The organism is Nocardioides deserti (assembly GCF_014266025.1).
GTDB classification, from domain to species: Bacteria; Actinomycetota; Actinomycetes; order Propionibacteriales; family Nocardioidaceae; genus Nocardioides; species Nocardioides deserti.
Window position 1 is genome coordinate 232408 of sequence record NZ_JACMYC010000003.1, and the last position, 20071, is coordinate 252478.

Consider the following 20071-nt stretch of genomic DNA (forward strand, 5'->3'; position numbering starts at 1 on the left):
GGTCACCTCGGTGACCGGCCCCCGTCCCCGTCTCTCGCCACCGTCTCTCGTCACCGTCTCTCGTCACCGTCTCGCCACCACCCGTCGGTAGACCGCGACGGCGGAGAGCTGGGAGTTCACCTCGAGCTTGCGCAGCACCGCCTTGACCTGGCTGCGCACGGTCTGCTCGCTCACGCCGGTCCCCTCGGCGATCTCGGCGACCGTGACCCCCTCGTAGAGCAGCCCGAGGATCTCGCGCTCGCGGGTGCTCAGCCGGCCGATCAACGTCGACGCCCGCGAGTCGCTCCGCTCGCTCTCCCGCCACGCCTCGACCATCGCCCGTCGCCGGGCCGGCGAGAGCAGGTCCTGCCCGCCGAACAGCAGCGCGAGCGCGAGCGCGAGGTCGTCGAGGCTCACCGAGGTCGGCAGCACGCCGGCGGCCCCCGCCTGCACCATCGCCCCCCAGACCGGGTCGGACGGGTCGCTGACCACGAGCAGCCACCGCAGCGGCGCAGCCTCCACGACGGCCCGTGCCTCCTCCCGACGACGTGCCGTGACCAGGTCGCCGAAGATGACGCCGACCCGCGAGCGCGCGAGCTGCACCTGGCGCCGGTGCTCGGGGGCCGAGCGGTGCGGCGGCGGCCAGTCCAGCGCGACCGCGTCGAACCCGCGGCTGCGCAGGGCCACCCGCACGGTCTCCCCCACCAGCCGCTCCTCGGCCATCAGCACGAGCCGGCGCCGTACGCCGGGGCGGTGCTCACCCTGGGCGTCGGGCAGCATCAGGTCGCCCGGGCCCGCGGTCATCGCCCCGGCCGATCGATGCGGACGTTGTCGAGGGCTCCGTTGAACTGGTCGCTGTCGGACGTCGCGATGTCCCCGGCGGCGAGCACCTTCGCTCCCACCGTCACCGGCACGGCGGGGTCGAAGGCCACCGAGCCGATCGGTCCGCTCGCGGTCCAGGCACGCGGACGCGCCCACGCCAGGTTGTTGCGCACGCCGGCCACGGTCAGCGTGAGCCGCTGCCCGCGCCGGGAGCACGTGGCGGAGTACCACCGACCGGGGCGCACCGCCAGGGACGACCGGACGACCACCTCGCCGCGGTCGCCCTCGACCCGGCAGGACACGCGCCGGCCGTCGACCTGGAGCTTGTACTGCGCGGCGTCCGCGTAGAGCCCGCGCTGCACGATGTTGTCGCCGTCGTCGTGCGGTGCGACGGAGTCGGCGTCGAGGACGAAGTCCGCGCTGATGACGAAGCGCGCCCCTCCGGGGCTCAGCCGGTCCTTCGGCCCGACCGGCCGCACGACGACCGCGGCCGCGGCCGCGGTCGTCTCGTCCTCGTCCACCGCCGGGAGCCGCGCTCCCGTCCCGGCCGTCCCCACCTCGCGGACGATGCGGCCGCCGTTGTGGGTGACCATGGCGACCTCGACCTCCTGGCGGCCGCGGTTGGCCACCGAGCCGATCACCGACCCGACCGGCGCCGCGCCGTCGTCGAAGGTGAGCAGCAGCTCACGGCCGGGGACCGCCCGGGACGACGTGGTCGGCCGGGTCGACGCGGCGAGGTCCTCACGTGCCGGCGCGCCGGCCGCGCCCCGGTCGGCGCCGTCACCCTGGCACGCCGGCAGGCCGAGGACCGCGACCACCACGACCACGACGGACGCGGTCCGGCCGGCGCTCACGGCGCACTCCCCGGGCCGACCGGGCCCGCCGGAGGCGATGGTTCTGGCGGCGTCTCGGCCGGCGTCTCGGCCGGCGTCTCGGCCGGCGGTGGTCCGGCCGCACCACCCGGGCCCTGGAACAGGAACATCGCGCCCCCGGTCCACGCTCCCCCACCGGCCACGCGGCGGGCGCTCGCGGGAACGGGCCGGGACGAGCCGCCGACCCGCCGCCAGCCGACCCGGCGGAGCGCGCCGTCGGCCCCGACGACGAACGCGTGGCGCCGCGTGAGCGCCAGGCCGCGGACCCGGCTCGGCCGGAAGCCGCGCACCGGGCCGGAGGCGACGTGCCGCTGGGCGCCGACCACGCCGCTCTCCGGGGAGAAGTAGCGGTAGAAGAGCCGGTCCGTGCCGGCGCGGGTGAAGTAGATCCGGCCGTCCTGGTAGGCCATCGACGTGGCCGCCCGGACGTCCGCGCGCCACGCCGTGAGCGGGCGCAGCCGGTCCTGGGTCGCGACGGCACGGGCCGGGCCCAGCACGCTGCCGTCGAAGGTGTGGCGGACGAAGGTGCCGTCGCGGCGCGCGAGGTGGACCCAGCCGTCGACCATGAACGCGCCGCGCACCGTGCGCCAGTCCACCGTGCCGCTGGGACCGGTCGCCACGACCGACGCCGGCGTCGCGGACGTCGTGGTCAGCCGCCGGCGCAGCAGCTCGTCGCGGCCGCCCGGCGCGGCGACGTACGCCTCGGCCGGGAGGGTGGCGGTCCGCGAGACCGGCACGGCCGGCGCGGCGGCCGGCATGAGCGCGACGCGGGCGCGCCGGAGGCCGCCGATCCAGGTCGTGTCCGAGACCACCCACAGTCCCCGCTCGGTGGCGAGGAAGTCGAAGACGCCCACGCCGCGGTCGCGGCCCGGGTTCCAGGACAGCGGCAGCCCGTTCAGGGGGTCGAGCGCGGCGATCCCCTCACGACGGACCGCGCCCGGACCGGGCCGGTTGCGGCCGCGCGGGTTGTTCCACCAGCGCTGGTGGCCGCCGACGTAGACCGCGCTGCGGGTGACCTCGACGGCGTACGACGTGTCGCCCCCGGTCCGGTCGACCCACGAGGGCCGCACGTCGGCACCGGTCGCACGCGTCTCGAACCGGCTGGCCGAGTCGCACGGGCCGTGCGGGCCGCCGTACGCGCCCGTCGTGGTCACGACGAAGAACGAGCCGTCCGGGGCGACGTCGACGTCGCGCAGGTAGCTGTCGTAGGCGCGCGAGCACGGCGCCTCGAAGAAGCGCGTGCGGAACGCTGCGGGCCGGGCGCCGGAGCGGGTCAGCCGCAGCACGAGCACCTGGTGCGACCGGCGCTGCTGCAGCCGCGCGAAGTTGCCGACCGCGACCAGCCGCGAGCCGTCCGGGGTCAGGTCGAGCTTGAGGACCTGCGTGACGCCGCGTCGGTGGTTGCCGCGCACGCGCAGGGACATGTACGACGTCGCGCGGCCGCTCCCCGGCGCGAGCGTCGCGAGGGCGACCTGGTCCCGGCCACCGATGTGCGTGAACGCCCCGCCGACCCACAGCCGCCCGTCGTGCAGGGCCAGGTCGCGCACCTTGCCCGCGACCCGGCCGGGACGGAACGACCCGACGACCGACCCGTCGGCGAGCCGCACCCTCGCGAGCCGTCCGCGAGGCTTGCCGCCGATCCTGGTGAAGGTGCCTCCGACGTAGACCGAGCGGCCGTCGGCGGCGGGCTCCAGGGCGCGCACCTCCCCCACCACCCGGCCGTCGAACGTCCGGTCGACCCGCCCGGTCGTCGCACTGAAGGCGACCAGTCCGCGCCGACGCAGCACGTCGGCCGGGCCGGCACCGGCGTCGCGCACCCGGGTGAAGGTGCCGCCCAGGACGATCGTGTCGCCGACCTGCGTGACGGCGTACACCCGCCCGTCGAGGACCTGCGGCGTGCCCGCCGCCGGCTGCTCGGCGACGGTGCGGTCCGCGAGGTGGCCGGGGCCAGCGCCGGGACCAGCGCCGGCGGACCCGGACGCGACGGGAAGGTGCGCGACCGCCGCGGCCCCGATGGCCACGACGCCCACGAGCAGCGCCGAGGGGCGTGCGCACATGAGCGGAGTCCTGACTCTTCGATGACGGTGCGGCCGGTCCGCCGTCCGTGGATCGGACGTTAGGAGCGCCCGATCGCGACGCCGGTCCGTGCCTGGCAAGTTCCTCAACATTGGTGAGGGCCTGCGCGCGGCTCCCGGGTTGGGTGGTGGCATGCCATCCAGCGCTCTCGTCGCGCGCCCTGCACCGACGCCCGGACCCCCGCCGACCCGGGTGCCGGCGCCGGCGCCGCGGTCGCACGGCGGGCTGGGGCCGGGCTGGCCGATCGTGGTCCTGCTGGCGGGCTACCCGGTGTGGTGGCTGCTCGGGCTGGACTCGTTCCTGCCCCTCGCCCTCGCCGTGCCGATGCTGCACCAGCTGCGGCAGCGCCGGACGCTCGTGCTGCCGGCGGGCGTGGGCTGGTGGGCGCTCTTCTGCTGCTGGGTCCTGCTCGGCGGTGCGCTGCTGTGGACCGACGCCCCCGACGCCGTCCCGGGCGGGGACTCCTCGCGGCTGCTGGTCTTCGGCTTCCGCCTGGCCTGGTACGTCGCGTGCGGGATCGTCCTGGTCTGGGTGGCCAACACGCGCCGCGAGGACCTTCCCGACGGCCGGGTCCGGGCGCTGCTGGCGTGGCTGTTCGTGCTCTGCACGGCCGGCGGGATCGTCGGCCTGCTCGCGCCGGAGCTCGAGGTCACCTCGCTGGTCGAGTCGCTGCTGCCGGCCGGCCTGAGCAACAACGCGTTCGTCGCGTCGCTGGTGCACCCGCAGGTCGCGGACGTCCAGGACGTGCTCGGCCGTCCCGAGCCGCGCCCCAAGGCGCCGTTCCCCTTCACCAACACCTGGGGCAGCTGCCTCTCGCTCAGCCTGGTCTTCCTGCTCGCCCTCGACCGCCGCCGGCGGCGCTGGTTGCGCCTCGCGGTGCCGGCGCTGCTGGTCGTGGCCGCCTGGCCGGTCGTCTACTCCCTCAACCGGGGGCTGTGGGGCACCCTCGTGATCGGCCTGCTGGCCCTGGTCGTGCTCAAGGCCCGCCGCGGGGACCCGCGGGCGGTGACCGGCCTGGTGCTGGCCGCGGTCGTCGGGCTGGGCGCGCTCGTCGCGAGCCCCCTGGCCCAGGTCTACGTCGACCGCTTCGAGAACCAGCACAGCAACGAGCGCCGCGGCCAGCTGCTGACGACCACCACGACGTCGGTCACGACCGGCTCGCCGGTCGCGGGCTTCGGCAGCACCCGCGACGTCCAGGGCAGCTTCGCCTCGATCAGCGGTGCCGCGACCCCCGAGTGCCCCGCCTGCGGCGTCCCGCCCCTGGGCACCCAGGGGCAGCTGTGGCTCGTGCTGTTCTCCCAGGGCTGGGTCGGGCTCGGCCTGTTCCTGGCGTTCCTGGCCGCCGCCCTGGCGCGGAGCCGCCGGTGCCGGACCACCACCGAGGTGACCTGCGCGTTCGTCGTGCTGTTCTTCGTGGTCCAGCTGCCCGTCTACGACACCCTCGGGCTGCCGTTGTACGTCGTCATGGTCGCCGTCGGCCTCCTCGCCCGCGAGCAGGCGGCGGCCGGCGAGGGTCGCCACCGCGAGGTCCACCGGGGCGACCTGCGACGCGCCCTGCGGCGGGCCGCGCCCGTCGTCGCGGCCTGCGGCCTCGTGGGTGCGACCGCCGGCACCGCGCTCGCCGCCGCGCCCGCCGACCCCGTGCACCGGGCGACGGCGGTCATCCTCGTCACGCCCGCACCGGTCTACCTCGCCACCGGCACGCCCGGGACCCCGCTCACCGTGGACGGGGAGGCCGACCCGCCGCGGGACATCACCGTCGACACCGAGGCCGCCCTGCTCGTCTCGGAGCGCTCCCTGCGGCGGGCCGCCGCCGCGACCGGCGAGGACGTCGCCGAGCTGCGCGAGGCCGTCGCCGTCACCGCCGCACCCCGCTCGGACGTCCTGCGGCTGACCGTCGACCTCCCCGACCCCCGCGACGCCGAGCGGGCCGCCGACGCCGTCGCGGCGTCGTACCTCCGCGAGCGCGACGTGTTCCTCACCCAGCGCCGCAACGACCTCGTCCGGAGCCTCACCCGCCAGCTCGCCGAGCTCGACCCCGGGCTCACGCTCCTGCGGGCCGAGCGCGAGCGGATCCTGCGGGAGGTCGACTACCTCGAGACGTCGCGGCCCAGCGTCGGTGAGGTCGTGGGCGCCTCGCCGGCGCAGCGCCTGCCCGGCCGCGCGGAGGTGCCCGTCGCCTCCGGCGCGGGTCTCGGCCTGCTCGCCGGCGTCCTGCTCGCCCGACGCCGCCGGACCACCTGACCACCCGACTGCCCGACATCCGTCCCCGACGACCCGAGGAGCTCCACCGTGACCGCACCCCGCAGCAGCACCGCCCGCCCCACCCACCTGCCGAGCGTCGACGTCGTGGTGGCCACCCACGACCGGCCCGAGCTGGTGCGGACGGCCGTGGACGCGGTGATGTCCCAGGACTACCCGGGGGTGATCCGGTGCCTGGTCGTCCACGACCGGTGCGCGCCGGACACCTCGTTGGTCCACGACGGGGACCGCCGGTCGGTCGAGGTCCTGGTCAACACCCGCACGCCCGGGCTCGCCGGCTCGCGCAACACCGGCATCCTCGCCGGGCACGGCGACCTCGTGGCGTTCTGCGACGACGACGACGTGTGGTTCGAGGACAAGCTCACCCGCCAGGTCGAGCTGCTCGGGCGGACGGGCGCATCGACGTCGGTGACCGGCATCGTCGTGGACTACCGCGACCACCACACCACGCGCATCCCGCGGCCCGAGGAGATGACCGTCCGCGCGCTCGCGCGGCACCGCGTCATGGCCGCCCACCCCTCGACGGTGATGGTGCGCCGCGACGCGCTCGAGGGCCCCATCGGCCTGGTCGACGAGGACCTCCCGGGCAGCTACGCGGAGGACTACGACTGGATCCTCCGCGCCGCCGCGGTCGGAGAGGTGGCCGTCGTCGAGATGGGCCTGGTGCTGGTGCGCTGGGGCTCCTCGCAGTTCGCCCGGCAGTGGTCGGTCATCGTCGCGGCCCTCGATCACCTGCTCGCCAAGCACACCGCCTTCGCCGAGGACCCCCGCGCCCTCGGTCGCATCTACGGCCAGCGGGCGTTCGCGCTCGCGGCGTCCGGCGACGCCGGCGCGCTCGCCGCTGCCGTCCGGGCGGTGCGCACCTGGCCGTGGGAGCGCCGCTCCTACCTGGCCGGCGCGATCGCGCTCCACCTGCTGTCGGCCGACCGTGTGCTCGACCTGGCGAACCGGCGCGGGCACGGCATCTGAGCGCCGCCGCGCGCCTTGCGAGCGCGCCCGTGTGACCGATCCCTCAGCCTGACGGCACCCGCCGACGTACCCCATCTGGGGTACGTCGCGGGGCCCCTCGGATCCCACTCCTCGGTACGTTCCTCCGCGGTCCATACCCCATCTGGGGTGTCCCGCACCGAACCGAGGAACCGTGTCCCACGCCCGACCGCATGCCCCCACCGCCCGTCGACGCCTCGCCCTGCGCACCTGGGCGGCGCTCGCCGCCGGTCTCGCCGGCCTCCTGGTGACCGCTCTCCTGGTCGCGACAGCCGACGCCCCCCGGGCGTCCGCCGCTCGCGGGTCCGCGACGCCGGAGCAGTCCGCCCGCACCGCCACGCCGTCCCGGCTGAGCAACGGCTGCCGGGTCAGCCGGCGCGGCGTCCCGAGCTGCGGCGCCCTCGTCGGCGCGGCCCACGGCGCCAACACCGAGCCGGCCGGCCTCGAGCGCCCCAGCGGCCGCCCGCTCGGCGTGCGCCGCACCTACTACACCGCGAGCCAGGTCGACAGCGCCGTGCGCACCGCGCGCCGCGACGTGCGCCGCGGCCGGCTGCCGTGGATCAGCTTCAAGCTGCCGCGCTCCTGGGAGCAGATGGCCGCCGGCGACGGCGACGCGTGGGCCCGCGGCGTCGCCCGCCGGCTCGACAAGGTCCCCGGACCGGTCTGGGTCGCCTTCCACCACGAGCCCGAGGGCGACGGCGACGTCCAGGCCTGGCGGAAGATGCAGCAGCGGCTCGCCCCGCTCGTCCGGCGCACCGCCGACAACGTCGGCTTCACCGTGGTCCTCACGGGCTGGAACCAGCTCTACGGCGACCCGGCGTACCGCCTGGGCAAGATCTGGCCCCGCGGGGTCAAGGTCGACGTGGCCGGCTTCGACGTCTACAACGAGGTCGGCGTGACCAAGGACGGCCGCACGATCCGCGAGTGGCCGCAGATGGGCAAGCGGTACTTCCGCCCGTTCGCGCGCTGGGCGAAGCGGCACGACGTCGCCTGGGGCATCGCCGAGACCGGCCTGACCCACCAGGCGGCCGCGGCGTACCCGGGCTGGATCAAGGCGACGTACCGCTCGCTGGTCCGACACGGCGGCGTGGCGTTCACCTACTTCGACACCCACCTCAACGCCTACGGCTCCTGGCCGCTGACGACGAAGGTGAAGCGCAAGGCGTTCCGCGCGACCCTGCGCACCAGCCCGCGGCTCAGCCGCTGACGTCCCCGGCGAGCCGCTCGAGCGCGGCGAGCGTGCACAGCCCGCGGTCGCGGATGTGCTCGCCGCGCTCGGTGGCCGCCAGCAGCAGGTAGCGGTTGGTCACCGCGACGAGGTACGCCCCGGCGAGCACCCGCTCCCGCGGCGACCCGGCGGGCAGGGCACCCACCACGACCGCCGGCGAGGCGCCGGCGCGGACCGTGGCGACGTTGACCACGTGGTGCAGCAGGTCCAGGCCCTGCGGCACGCCGGTCTCGAACCGCTCCCAGTCCCAGAGGTGGACCTTGTCGCCGCGCGGCGCCATGTTCCAGGGCGTCCAGTCACCGTGCCAGGCGCCGACCGCCCACGGCCTACCGGCCGCACGGGCCTCCAGTCGGTCCATGGCACGCCGCACCCGCCGCCCCCAGGTCGGATCGAGCATCCGCGTGGTCAACCGCCGCTGCTCGGCCCACCAGGGCAGCCCCTCGAGGGGGACCTCCGGCTGGGCGAAGGCGCGCGCGAGTTCGGCCATCGCCGCCGCCGGCGGTGCCGTCCGGGTCCGGCGCGGACGCGGCACGCCCGCGTGGCGGGTGGTCAGCGCCTCGAGCACCAGCACCACCCGGCCGTGCCAGCACGACTCGTGCAGCACGCGCGGCGCGACCACGTGGTGCAGGGGCGCCGCGGCGATGCGGCGCAGGTGCGACCCCTCGGCCGCGACGTCGGCCCGCGAGACGTCCGAGTCGCCGATCTTGACGAAGGCGACGGTGCGCCCGCGCTCGTCGAAGACCTGGAGCACGGGCTTGCGGTTGACCCGCTCCGAGCCCACGCCGACCGAGAAGACGACCGGGTGCCCCATCAGCCCCTCGAGGTGGCGGGCGAAGGAGTCCGTCGACCCTCCGTTGACGCTCACCCGGGTGCCCAGCACCGACCCCCGGGTGGCGCCGACCACGGCCGCGCCGGCGACGCGGCGTACGACCTGGCCGGCGGAGGAGTCCGCGCTGAAGCGGCACAGCGACCGGCCGGCGGCCATCCGCGAGGCGACCGGCACGACCAGCCGGGGCCGCCGGGCGCTCGGGACCAGCGCCCAGCTGCCGCCGGGCTGCTCGGCCACGACGGCCTCGGGCCACAGCGAGCGGAAGGCGGACACCAGCGGGTCGTCGCCGCGGTGCACGCCGAGGGTGGTCACCGGTCCCTCACGCAGGCGAAGAGGTGGCGGCCGTAGTTGTCCTGGTACGGCGGCACGGCGTCGCTGTCGGTGCCCAGGTCGATGATGCGGTCGAACGTCGTGTGCTCCGCCAGGAACGACCGGACGTGCTCGGCGTCCCACTCCGGCAGCGAGTCGCGGAACCAGTGCTCGTGGGCCTGGCCGGTGTCCAGGAACAGCACCCGTCCGGTCGCCCCGTCCAGCAGCCGCACCAGCTCCTCCGGAGGGCAGGGACCCCTGCCGAGGACGAAGTGGTGCAGCAGGCTGAAGCACGAGACGACGTCCCAGGTCCGGCCGGTGGCGAGGAAGTCCACGGCGTCGGCGACGTGCACGCGGCCGGGGTCCGTGCCGTGCAGCGCGGCGGCCACCCGCGGCGCCGCCGGGTCGCGCTCGACCCCCTCGGCGTCGTAGCCGAGCCCGCCCACCGCGTCGACGAACCACCCGTAGCAGGCGGCGACGTCGAGGTACGTCGGCCGGGCGTCCGCCTCGGCGGCGACCTCCTCGAGCAGCGGAGTCATCATCGCCAACCGGTCGGTGCAGCGGCGCACCAGTCGGTAGCCCCGTCGCAGCTCGGGCGCGTCGACCGGCTGGTAGAGCTCGAGCTCCCCGCCGATCCACGACATCTCGTCGAGGACGTCCTGCAGCGGCGTCGTCACCGACAGCCGCCGGACCCGCGCCCGGACCCCGACCGCGCCGCGCACCACCTCGATCGCGAGCCGGTGGTGGCCGTCGACGACCTGGTAGCAGTCGGAGTCGCGCACCGGCGCCAGCAGCACCGGCGTCCCCGGGTCGCTCTGGTGCGGCCGCACCGGTGCCGCGTGCGGGTCCACCGGGGTCTCGGGCGCCGCCGCCCGGGCGAGGAAGTCGCGGGCGAGCCGCAGGATGCCGACGTCGTCGGTGACCCCGAAGTACTGCCCCGACAGGCGGATGCAGGCGCGGGCGAGCTCGGCGTACGGCGAGGCCAGGACCTCCTCGTCGGTGAGCGGCCGTTCGAGGCCGGCGCGCAGGAGCGCCACGTGCGGACCGTCGGCGACCGTCCGCGAGCCCCACAGGAGGTCGCCCGTGGCCTCGGCGACGGTCTCGACCGGCAGGCCGTTCTGCCCACCCAGGAGCACCTTGGACAGCGGGACCTTCGTCGTGCCCTGGTGCCAGACGGCGACCGACAGCGCCTTCTTCAGCCCGGGGGGCATCGGCGCCTGGCCGACCGCCTTGGTCCCCGCGGCAGCGCCGTCGTGCAGGCGGCGGCCGAGCCGGTGGCGCAGGTCGCGGACGCGGGAGCGGTGACCGGTGACGACGGCGCTCATCGGGCCACCGCCTCGGCCCGCCAGGACGGTGCGTCGTCGAGGTATCCCGACAGCACCGTGTCGGAGTCCGCGAAGTGCTCCAGCAGCGCAGCGTGCTCGTCCGGCGGCAAGGGGTCGGCAGGTCGGGCGTTCCACCGCTCGACGACCGGCGGCGTCCACGGCGTCAGGCCCAGGCGTTCCTGGAGCGCAGCGAAGTGCGGCACCGGGTCCGCGAAGAACCGGTCGGCGTCGACCACGTGGACGCGGTCGGGCCCGAGCGCCGCGACGAACCGCTCGACCTGCTCGCCATAGCGGCCGCGGGCCAGGTAGGCGTGGTGCCGGTGCTCGAAGCTCGTGCTGCCCGGCCGGGTCACCAGCCGCTCCTGCTCGCCGGCGAGGCGCCCCTCCTCGGCCCGGAGGGCCTCGTCGAAGGGCAGCGTCTCGAACCCGCGGGCGAGCTCGTGGCGGTGGGCCGAGCGGGCGCGCTCGACGGGGTCGCGGACCAGCACGACGACGTGGGCGCCGGGCAGCTCGCGAGCGATCCGGCCGGCGGCCAGCGGGTGGAAGAGGTAGTAGCCGCTGCACTCGAAGGCCCGCAGCCGGCGCCCGGGCCGGGCCAGGCGGGCCAGCGGGCGCAGCGGGAAGTGGGCGCGGTACCACCGCGGACCGCGGGCGTGCTCGTCATCGAAGTAGCTCGTGCCCTTCGTCGTCGTCGGCCGCACCAGGTCGGGGTGCTCGGACAGGAGCCGGAACATCGTCGTCGTGCCGGCGCGCTGGGCGCCGACCACGAGGACGTCGGGCAGCACCCGCCACGGGGCGGTCAGCCACCCCCACGCCAGCGCCGCGGCCCGCAGGCCCTCGGTGACGGGTGCGGGCAGGTGTTCGCCCATCCGTCGGGTCAGGTCTCGAGCAAGCATGGGTCGTCACTCTCCTTCGAGCGTGCGGGGCGGCCGGACGTCGTCGACGTCGCAGTGAGCCGCTCCCGCGTGGTGGTGGTGGTGGTGCTGGTGGGTGTGGTGGCTGACGCGGTGGGTGTGGGGTCCGGGGTGGCGCGACGCCGACGCCGGAGCGCCGCGACGGCGGTGTCGAGGTCCAGCCGATCAGCCAGGGCGGCCAGGACGGCGACGTACGCGACGCCGCCGAGCGCGGCGACGAGCAGCGCACCGACCGGCGACGGCTCGAGGGCGAGCCCTGCGATCAGGCCGGGCAGGCCGAAGCACGCCAGGGCGACACCGCCGGCGAGTGCCGGCACGCCCCAGGCGCCGCGGAGGTCGACGGCGCTGCGGACCTGCCAGATCCCGAGGGACGAGCGGACGACCAGGGCCAGGGCCCAGGCGATCGCTGCGCCGACGATGCCGAGGCGGGGCACGAGGACGAGGCAGGCGGCGATGTCGACCGCCAGGGCGACCAGGCCGTTGGTCATGCTGAGCCGGCTGCGTCCGGCCATCAGCAGCAGCGTGTCGACCGGGCCGGAGCCGACGGCCAGCAGCATCGTGGCCGCCATGACCGCGACGGTGGCGAGCGTGCCCGGGGTGACGTAGTCGGAGCCGAAGACGGCGAGGTAGGTCGGTGCGGCCGTGCCGACGACGAGGTAGAGCGGCCACACGAGCAGCACCGCCCAGGCGGTCGTGACGGCGAAGGTGCGCCGCAGGGCCGAGGCGTCCCCGCCGAGCAGGAGCACGGTGAAGCGCGCCTGCAGCACCTGGTGGACCGCCTGGTTGGCCAGCTGTCCCACGGCCACGAAGCGCGTGGCGGCGGTGTAGAGCGCTGCGTGGCCCGGCGTGAGCAGCGCGGCCACGAGGATGATGTCCGCCTTCTGCACCACGACCTGGGCCAGGCCGGCCACGCCGCGCGGCCAGGTGAAGGACCAGAACTCGCCGGCGAGCGAGGAACGACCACCCCGGGCCGGGCCGCCGGCTCGGGCCGGACGCGGCCGGCGGCGCAGGCAGGCACGCAGGGCGAGCGCGGCCACGACCAGGGACACGACGTACGCCGCCGCCCACGCCAGGCCCAGCGCCGCGGGTCCTCCCCCGGCGGCCAGCACCGCACCGACCGCGACCAGCTGGATGCTTGCCCGCAGCACCCGGTCGACGACCGCCGTCTGGTGCATCTGGCCGACCGCCCGGGTGGCAGCCAGCATCACGTCGGCGAGCACGCAGCACGGCAGCGCGAGCGCGATCGCGCGCAGCACTCGGGCACCGTCCTCGCCCAGGCCGAGGCCCGAGGCGAGCGGCTCCGCAAGGACCAGCAGGCCGAGCACGGTGGCGCACGCGACCCCGAGGGCGGGCAGCGCCGCGGTCCGCACGGCGCGCCGCACGTCGTCGGCCCGGCCGTCGGCCTCGAGCCGGAGCAGGAACCGGGCGAGCCCCGCGTCCGTGCCGAGGCAGGAGATCACCGCCAGGGTGCCGAAGAGCGCCGTCGCCGCGAAGAACGTGCCGGCGTCACCGGCGGCGACCCCACGGGCGACCAGGACGGTCGTCGCCAAGCCGCAGACGGCGGCGTACGCCGAGCCCACCAGGCCGACCAGGCCTCCGCGTGCGACGTGGCCCAGGTGACCCGCGCTCGCGCCCGGGGGGCTCACCCGGCCCCGCCGGAGCCGCGGTGAACGCTGCCTCCCCCCGACAGCGCAGGCTCGGTCGCCGGCGGCGGCCGGCCGACCACCCACCGGGTGAGGCGCAGCCGCCACCGCGGCCGCGCGTGCTGGCGCTCCGACGGGGTGACCGCCCCGTCCTTGGTCGCCGGCGTGGCTCCGGTCGTGGCTCCGGTCGTGGCCGCCTCGGGCGTCGGGGCGGCCCCCGTCACCGTGGTCGGGGCGGGTCCGTCGACGAGGAGCAGCCGGACCGAGCGGGCGCCGACGCGGCGGAGCAGCTCGAACGCCGCGGCGGGGTCGGCGGTGTCGGCGGTGTCGGCGCACGCCTCGAGCAGGACCGTGTCGACCGCCGCGACGAGCGCCAGGGTGCGCGGGTCGCCGACCGCGCCACCACCGATGAGCACGACGTCGGCGTCGGCGCGCAGCTCGGCCAGGAGCCGCTCGGCCGCCGGTCCGGCGAGCACGTCGTCGAGATCGGCGGCCCGGGTCCCGGCGCCGACCATCCGCAGGTGCGGTCCCTCGCCCAGGAGCACGTCCCCGAGCGGGACGTCGCCGCGGAGCACGTCGGCGAGTCCACGTCCGGGCGGGCCGAGGGGGCGCGAGACATCGACGAGGACGGTGCGCAGCCGGGCGGCGGCCATGGATCGCGCGAGCCCGATGGCCGCGACGGAGCCGAACGCGTCGGCCGGGTGGCAGACCAGGGCGGTGAGGGGCCGCGCGCGCTCCGCGGCGAGCAGCGCTGCGCGGACGGTGGCCATCGCGGAGGCCGGGGCGGCCGGAGGCAGGGCGCCGAGCGGCGGCACCGGCCACGCGCGGGCGGGGGCACCCGGAGCCCGACCCCCGGGGCCGACGGCCCGCGCGCCGGGATCCTCGCCGGGGGTGCCGTCCCGTCCGAGGCCCGACCCGCCGACCCAGCCCAGCGCCGCTCCGGCGAGGGCGCCGAGGAGCGCGGCGGTGACCAGGCCACCGGGCAGGCCCGACCGGGCTGCCACCGCCGGGGTCACGATCTGCCCCGGGTCGGGGTTGAGCCCCTGCGTCGCGCCGAGCTGGGCGCGCAGCTCGTCGGCCTGCACGCTCAGGTTGACGATCTGCTGCGTCAGCACCGCCGCCTGCGACGAGCGCGGCGTCGCCTTGTCCAGCTGCTCCGACAGCGCCGCGTGCTCGGCCTCGCGGTCACGGATCCGCTCCTCGAGCTCGGCGGCGCGGTCGAAGCGCGCGGACTCGGTGCGGGTCCGCCGGAAGGCCAGGTAGGTCTCCGCGAACGCCTGGGCCCGCAGCCCGGCCCGGTCCGCCGTCGCGCCCTCGGCGGTGATTTCGAGCAGCTGGGTGTTCGGCGGGACCGAGACCGACAGGTCGCCGAGCAACGTCCGCGAGTCCTCGTCGAGGGCCCGGCCCACGAGGTCCCCCATCGTGTCCGAGCGCACGAGCTGCGCCTCCGTCTCGAGGTTGACCAGCTCGTCACCGCGTCCGTCCGGGCTGAACGGGTTGCCCTCCAGCGGGTTGACCAGGACGACCGCGGACGCCCGATGCACCGACTGCTGCTGGAGCCCCCACCACAGCCCGGCGCCGGCGCCGAGCAGCGTGCAGGCGACCACGAGCAGGACGGCCAGCCGGCGGGGTCGGCCGGAGCGGGGTTCGGTGGGGCGCGCGCCGGACGGACCGGTCATCAGCTGCTCATGCACGAGGGCTCCTCTCGAGGGGAGCCGTCATCGTGGGCAGCGGCCGTGCTCATGCCGCGCGTTCAGGACGCTTTCTCACCCGTATTGGGGACGCCGTGCGTGGTTCACCGAACTTGGGGATGGCGCGGAGGAGCGCCCGGCCCATGCTGGGGACGTCGGGTCGTGCTGCCCGGCACGCGTCCCGCCAGTCGTGGTGGGTCCCGGCAGTCCTCACGTGACGCCCGGGCCCGGCACCCCCCGCCTCGCCGGCGGTCGTCGACCCCATGCGACGGCTCCCCGCGAACCGCGGCTGGCGGGCACGCCATTCCGTGGATGCCCGGCGCTCGTCAGCGCCCCGATTGTGCCCTCCGGCGCTACGACGACGTACGACGACTTACCACGCGGCGCCATAGCACGAACGGGCCAGATTTGACCCGAACCGCGAGTGTTAGATTCCCCACTTTGCGGTATACGGAACGTGAATCGTGTCGTGTCGAGCCAGGCGCGAAGACGGTGCAGGGCATGAGCACAGGGATCACCACGTGGGGGGCGACTGCTTCGGGCCACGCCGACGCGTCGAAGGCTGCGAGCTCGGGCAACCAGCATCCAGGCGGTGTACACCGATGGAGGCCGGGGATGAGTAGGGCGAACGGAGTGGACCGCCACGCGGCGGGGCAGGTCCTGCTGGTCCTGCTGCTCGTGGGCGCGCCACTCCCTCTCGCCCTGTGGCTGGTGCCGGGGTATCGCGACGTCGAGGACGCTGCGCTGGCGCACGAGCTGCTCGTCTACCCCTCGGTGGTGGTCGCCGGCCTGCTCTTCTACGTCGCCTGGCGGGTGTGCCAGGAGCCGCCGATGGGGTGGTTCGCCGCCGCCGTCATCTTCGTCGGGGCCCAGGGGCTCGGCACGGCCGCCGTGCGTCTGGCACGTCCCGCGTCGGTCGCGAGCCACCTGTCGTGGCAGGCGGCGATCGACATCGCCGTCCAGGTGGCCATCATCGTGCTCATCGTGCTCGCCGCGCGGAAGGTGCTGCCCGTCGACCCACTCGTCTCGGGGTTGCTCGCCGGGATCGGGGTGGCCGCCCTGCGGGCCGCCGTCCTCCACGCCCCTGCCTCCTGGGACTCCGCGGCCCTCGACGTCGTGCTGGCCTCCGTGCTCTTCCTCGCCGCCCTGTTCACCGCACTGCTCCTGGTTCGCTTGCGCAACACTCCTTCGTGGGTGCGCGCCCGGGTGGCCACCGCCGTCGTGGTGCTCGCCGTGAGCCACCTGCTGGTACCCCAGGCCCAGGTGACCTTCCCCGGCAGCGACGTGATTGCGATCGCCCTGACCGTGACCGGCGGTGTGGTGCTGGCCACGACCGGCTTCGACGTGCTGCAGCTCGCCCTCAGCCGTCAGCGTGGTGCCCTCCGCGGCCTCCGCGAACAGGTCGAGCACCTGGAGGCCGGTGTGCGGGTGGACCGGGCCCGGCTGCACGAGATCAACGCCACCCTCGCCGGCATCGCCCACGCCTCGCGACTCCTGCACGAGGGCACGCTGCCTGCGCAGTCCCGCCGCCGCGACCTGGAGCGGATGGTCGACCTCGAGGTGGCGCGGCTCCAGCGGTTGTTGTCCGACCGCCAGGTCGGGCCGGTGGAGGAGGTCGACGTCGACCAGCTCGTCGAGCCGCTCGTCGTCGCGCACCGCTCACGCGGGCGGGCCGTGCACTGGTCACCCACCGGGCTGCGTGCGTGGTGCCGGCCCGACGACCTCGCCGCCGTCGTCAACATCCTGCTGGAGAACGCCGCACAGCACGCCGGGACCGACACCCGCCTCGACCTGAGCCGCAGGGGCGACCGCGTCGAGGTCCGGGTCTGCGACCGCGGGCCGGGGATCGACCCCGCGACGAGGGCGCGCCTGTTCCACTGGGGCAGCCGCGGGGCGTCCTCCCGCGGCCAGGGCATCGGCCTCAACGTCGCCCACCGACTGATGACCGAGCAGGCCGGCAGCCTGGACGTCGAGTCGAGCAGCTCCGCCGGGACGACCTTCCTGGTCACCGTCCCGGCGGCCGGGGCCCACCCGCCCCCTCCACACCACGACGCTGACGACAGGACCGCCCCGTGACGAGCGCGGCCGCGCGCCATGCGACGCGGATCGCGCTGGTCGAGGACCACACGCTCTTCGCCGACTCCCTGGACATGGTGTTCACCCTCGAGGGCTACGACGTGCGTCGCGTCGCCATCCCGGAGGACAGCGGCTCGATGGCCTCGATCCTCTCGGCCATCCTGGCCGCCCGGCCACGCATCGTGCTGCTCGACCTGGACCTCGGTCGGCTGGGCGACGCGACCCGGCTCATCGGCCCGCTCGCCCGGGGCGGCGTCAACGTCGTCGTGGTGACCGCGAGCCCCGACAAGGGTCGTTGGGGCGAGTGCCTCCGGCTCGGCGCTCGCAAGGTGCTGAGCAAGTCCCGGCCGTTGAGCGACATCCTCTCGACCGTCCGCAGGCTCGTGCAGGGGCTGCCGGTGACCGACGTCGCCGAGCGTGAGGAGCTGTTGCGGGTCTGGCACGAGGAGCGCAGCGACAAGCAGCTGGCCCGCCAGCGGCTGGACCGGCTGACCCAGCGGGAGCGGGAGGTCCTCGCGATGCTCGTGCGGGGCAAGGCCGTCCGCGACATCGCTGCGGACAAGGTGGTCTCGGAGGCGACCGTGCGCACCCAGGTCAAGTCGATCCTCGCCAAGCTCGAGGTGTCCTCCCAGCTCGCGGCGGTCGGCCTCGCCCACCACGTCGGCTGGGTGCCGCCACCGCGCTGACCGGTCCGCCGGTCACAACCAGGCGCCGCTGCGTCCGGGGCTGTGCTCGAAGAGCGGGGAGGCGTCGAGGGCACGCAGCGCCGCGGCGGCGGCGAGCTCGTCGGCCACCCCGAGCCGGTCGATCGCCGTGAGGAGGAAGGACCCCTCGACCGCCTCGACCGCCTCGGTCACCTCGGTGACGCCGTCGGCGTCGGGCCGGCTCCCGCCGGTCGCCGTGCCCGAGCCACCGTGGTCCAGCCGGCGCAGCGCCGCCCGGCCGCTCGCAGGCATCCCGGTCAGGGACTCCAGGATCCCCGCCTCGACCGGGCAGGAGGTGACCCAGTCGCGGAACAACGCCTGCGTCGCCCGCCTGGTGTCGTCGGTGCTCGACCGCTGGACCGCCGAGACGAGGTCGGCGAGGCCACGCCCGGTGCTGACGACCTCACACGCGCCGGACGCGTAGAGCGCGCCCCACCGAGCGTCCGACGGCGGGTCCACGACCACGACCCAAGCCCGCAGCGACCGCGCGAGGTACGCCCGCAGGTGGGCCAGCGCGAGACCGTCGTCGACGGCGCAGCAGATGACCCCGGCCACCTGTGCCGCGGCGCCGCGGGGGCCGGCCGCCCTGCCGGGCACGTCCGGTTCGTCCGGCCCGTCGTCCACGTCCGAGGGCGCGCCCCACACCTCGCCCCGAGCCGGGAGGCCCTGGATCGTGAGCGCGGCGGCCAGGGCCTCGCCGACGGCACGCTGGTCCGCCAGGACGCGCAGCGGCGCGCGGTCCTCCGTGTCAGCACGCATGGCAGTCCCGTCAACGCTCGATCGGTTCCCCCCGCACGGCCGTTCGTGCACGACCGTTCACCCGATCAGCATGGGGCCGCCCGGGCGGACATGGGAGGGGAATCCGCGAATTGGGACGAGGTTCGTCAACGTGCGGCCAGCACCGGTACGCCGTCGCTCGCCGGCAGGGCGAGGTGGGACCGGCAGCGACCGGTGCGGAGCCGGCAGCTGCGGAGCTCGAGCCGGCCTGACGTGGCGGGCGGCGCCACGACGTACGTGACGAGGTCGGGGCGGCCTGGCTCGAGAGCGAGCGCGACGTCGTCCGGCCCCAGGCCGGTGGGGAGCCGTTCGCCGGAGCGGGTGTCGTACGCGCGGACCGTGCCGTACGCCGATCGGTCGTCCGCCGTGGTGGTGACGACGACCGAGCCGTCCGGGGAGATCGAGCCGCCGTCGCCCGGACGCGTGAAGCCCACGCTGAAGAACGGCTGCTCGACGCGGACGGTCCCCGGACCGACCCGGCTCAGCGTGGCCCCCGACGCGCGGTCCACGAGCACCGGCGGCTGCGCCACGGTGGTCGAGGTGTCGCCCGGCGCCCAGCGGACGTCGCCGTAGGAGGACGTGAGGTGGACCGCGCCGCCGTCGAGGCTGACCACCCGCACGGTGGCCAGGTCGACGATGTCGAGGCGGCGCCGGTCCACGTCCCGGTCGGTGAACAGGTCGTGGACGACCACCGTCCCGTCGGGCTCGATCCAGGCGATGGTCGTCCCCTCGTCGGCCGCAAGTCCCGACCCCCCGACGTGCCGACCGAGCAGGGCCCGCTCGCCGTCCTCGCGCACGCGCACGACCCGCCCGTCGTCGTCGGTGACGACCGCGCCGTCGTGGACCTCGGCCAGGTCGACGACCCCCGGCACGCGCAGCGACACCGCCGCGAGGTGCAGCACGCCGTCGGCCCACCACGACACGGGCACCGGGTTCGGCGCCTCCTCCACCTCGACGGGCGCGAGGCGCTGCACCCCTCGCCCGTCCGGGTCGTCGGGGCCGCCGGTTCCGTCGGGGCGAACCACGCCCAGCGCGTACGTCGCCGCCACCAGCAGCCCGACCACGGCCACACCCACGACCACCAGCCGGCCGGTGCGCCGCGGCACCAGCCGGGTCGGCAGCTCCTCCGGGCCCGGCGCCGGCCCGACCCGGACGGCCGCCGCCACGCGGCGTACGTCGTCGAGGAGCGCCGCGTGGTCGGTCCTCCCCCGGCCGAGCACCGCCGCCACGACGAGCCTGGTCCGCTCGCGGTCCGGCAGAGCGTCGAGAGCGGCGTACGTGGCGACGTGGTGGTCGACGGCCCCGTCGTCCGTGGGGTCGGCGGGGTCCTCTGGGCCGTCCGGGCCGAGGCCGTGCCGACGGGCCTGGGCCGTGGTCGCCGCGAGGGTGGCGAGCACCTCGCCGTCGAGGTCGCCGGTGTCGCTCAGCTCGCGCCAGTCCCGGCGGCACGAGCCGAGGGCGGCGGCGACGATGCGCTCGGCGAGCGCGCGCGACCAGCCGAGCAGGACGGCGACGCGGACCAGCGGCGCCCACCGTGCGGCGAGGTAGTCCGGGAAGTCGTCCGCCGCGCGCAACCG

General features: G+C 75.9%; 15 protein-coding genes. 5 read left to right on the forward strand and 10 right to left on the reverse strand.

Annotation, left to right across the window (positions count from 1 at the left end; all coding sequences use genetic code 11):
• Positions 1-63: 63 nt before the first annotated feature.
• The 3 genes from H7344_RS06715 to H7344_RS06725 are packed head-to-tail and all read right to left on the reverse strand — an operon-like array spanning position 64 to position 3730.
• Positions 64-783: a response regulator transcription factor gene (locus tag H7344_RS06715; RefSeq protein WP_186345241.1), complete on the reverse strand. Its 720-nt coding sequence runs from the start codon at positions 781-783 to the stop codon at positions 64-66.
• A complete protein-coding gene (locus H7344_RS06720; protein ID WP_186345242.1) occupies positions 780-1655 on the reverse strand; it encodes a LamG domain-containing protein in 876 nt (291 codons plus the stop codon). Before H7344_RS06720 ends, H7344_RS06715 begins: the two co-directional genes overlap by 4 nt.
• Positions 1652-3730: a delta-60 repeat domain-containing protein gene (locus tag H7344_RS06725; protein ID WP_186345243.1), complete on the reverse strand. Its 2079-nt coding sequence runs from the start codon at positions 3728-3730 to the stop codon at positions 1652-1654. The genes H7344_RS06720 and H7344_RS06725 overlap by 4 nt, the downstream gene beginning before the upstream one ends.
• A 151-nt stretch (positions 3731-3881) precedes the next feature.
• Between H7344_RS06725 and H7344_RS06730 the strand changes: the two genes are divergently transcribed.
• The 3 genes from H7344_RS06730 to H7344_RS06740 all read left to right on the forward strand — a co-directional run bounded on the left by H7344_RS06730 (position 3882) and on the right by H7344_RS06740 (position 8205).
• Positions 3882-5993: a hypothetical protein gene (locus H7344_RS06730; RefSeq protein ID WP_186345244.1), complete on the forward strand. Its 2112-nt coding sequence runs from the start codon at positions 3882-3884 to the stop codon at positions 5991-5993.
• Between the two features lie 48 nt (positions 5994-6041).
• Complete coding sequence (locus tag H7344_RS06735; protein WP_186345245.1) at positions 6042-6980, forward strand: glycosyltransferase family 2 protein; 939 nt, start codon at positions 6042-6044, stop codon at positions 6978-6980.
• A gap of 172 nt (positions 6981-7152) precedes the next feature.
• Positions 7153-8205, forward strand: coding sequence for a glycoside hydrolase family 26 protein (locus H7344_RS06740; protein WP_186345246.1), 1053 nt, complete (start codon positions 7153-7155; stop codon positions 8203-8205).
• On the opposite strand, the gene H7344_RS06745 is transcribed toward H7344_RS06740, so the two are convergent.
• Genes H7344_RS06745 through H7344_RS06765 form a run of 5 tightly spaced genes read right to left on the reverse strand, consistent with a single transcriptional unit; the run spans position 8195 to position 14940 of the window.
• A complete protein-coding gene (locus H7344_RS06745; protein WP_186345247.1) occupies positions 8195-9367 on the reverse strand; it encodes a hypothetical protein in 1173 nt (390 codons plus the stop codon). The genes H7344_RS06740 and H7344_RS06745 overlap by 11 nt on opposite strands.
• Positions 9364-10689 (reverse strand): methyltransferase domain-containing protein, encoded by a 1326-nt coding sequence (locus H7344_RS06750; protein WP_186345248.1) that lies wholly within the window; start codon positions 10687-10689, stop codon positions 9364-9366. The genes H7344_RS06745 and H7344_RS06750 overlap by 4 nt, the downstream gene beginning before the upstream one ends.
• Entirely contained in the window at positions 10686-11585 is a 900-nt protein-coding gene (locus tag H7344_RS06755) for a sulfotransferase family protein (protein ID WP_186345249.1), read from the reverse strand. The genes H7344_RS06750 and H7344_RS06755 overlap by 4 nt, the downstream gene beginning before the upstream one ends.
• Positions 11567-13249, reverse strand: a complete 1683-nt coding sequence (locus tag H7344_RS06760) for a lipopolysaccharide biosynthesis protein (RefSeq protein ID WP_186345250.1) — start codon at positions 13247-13249, stop codon at positions 11567-11569. The genes H7344_RS06755 and H7344_RS06760 overlap by 19 nt, the downstream gene beginning before the upstream one ends.
• Positions 13246-14940, reverse strand: a complete 1695-nt coding sequence (locus tag H7344_RS06765) for a P-loop NTPase family protein (RefSeq protein WP_186345251.1) — start codon at positions 14938-14940, stop codon at positions 13246-13248. The genes H7344_RS06760 and H7344_RS06765 overlap by 4 nt, the downstream gene beginning before the upstream one ends.
• Positions 14941-15552: 612 nt before the next feature.
• Here H7344_RS06765 and H7344_RS06770 point away from each other — a divergent pair.
• Together H7344_RS06770 and H7344_RS06775 are read left to right on the forward strand one after the other, a co-directional pair.
• A complete protein-coding gene (locus H7344_RS06770; protein WP_186345252.1) occupies positions 15553-17013 on the forward strand; it encodes a sensor histidine kinase in 1461 nt (486 codons plus the stop codon).
• Complete coding sequence (locus H7344_RS06775) at positions 17010-17699, forward strand: response regulator transcription factor (protein WP_229707066.1); 690 nt, start codon at positions 17010-17012, stop codon at positions 17697-17699. The genes H7344_RS06770 and H7344_RS06775 overlap by 4 nt, the downstream gene beginning before the upstream one ends.
• Before the next feature lie 12 nt (positions 17700-17711).
• Here the strand turns inward: H7344_RS06775 and H7344_RS06780 are convergent, their stop codons facing one another.
• Together H7344_RS06780 and H7344_RS06785 are read right to left on the reverse strand one after the other, a co-directional pair.
• The gene (locus H7344_RS06780) at positions 17712-18476 is read right to left on the reverse strand and encodes a hypothetical protein (RefSeq protein WP_186345253.1); all 765 of its coding nucleotides are present in this window, start codon (positions 18474-18476) and stop codon (positions 17712-17714) included.
• Positions 18477-18601: 125 nt separating this feature from the next.
• Positions 18602-20068, reverse strand: coding sequence for a hypothetical protein (locus H7344_RS06785; RefSeq protein ID WP_186345254.1), 1467 nt, complete (start codon positions 20066-20068; stop codon positions 18602-18604).
• Between the last annotated feature and the right edge of the window lie 3 nt (positions 20069-20071).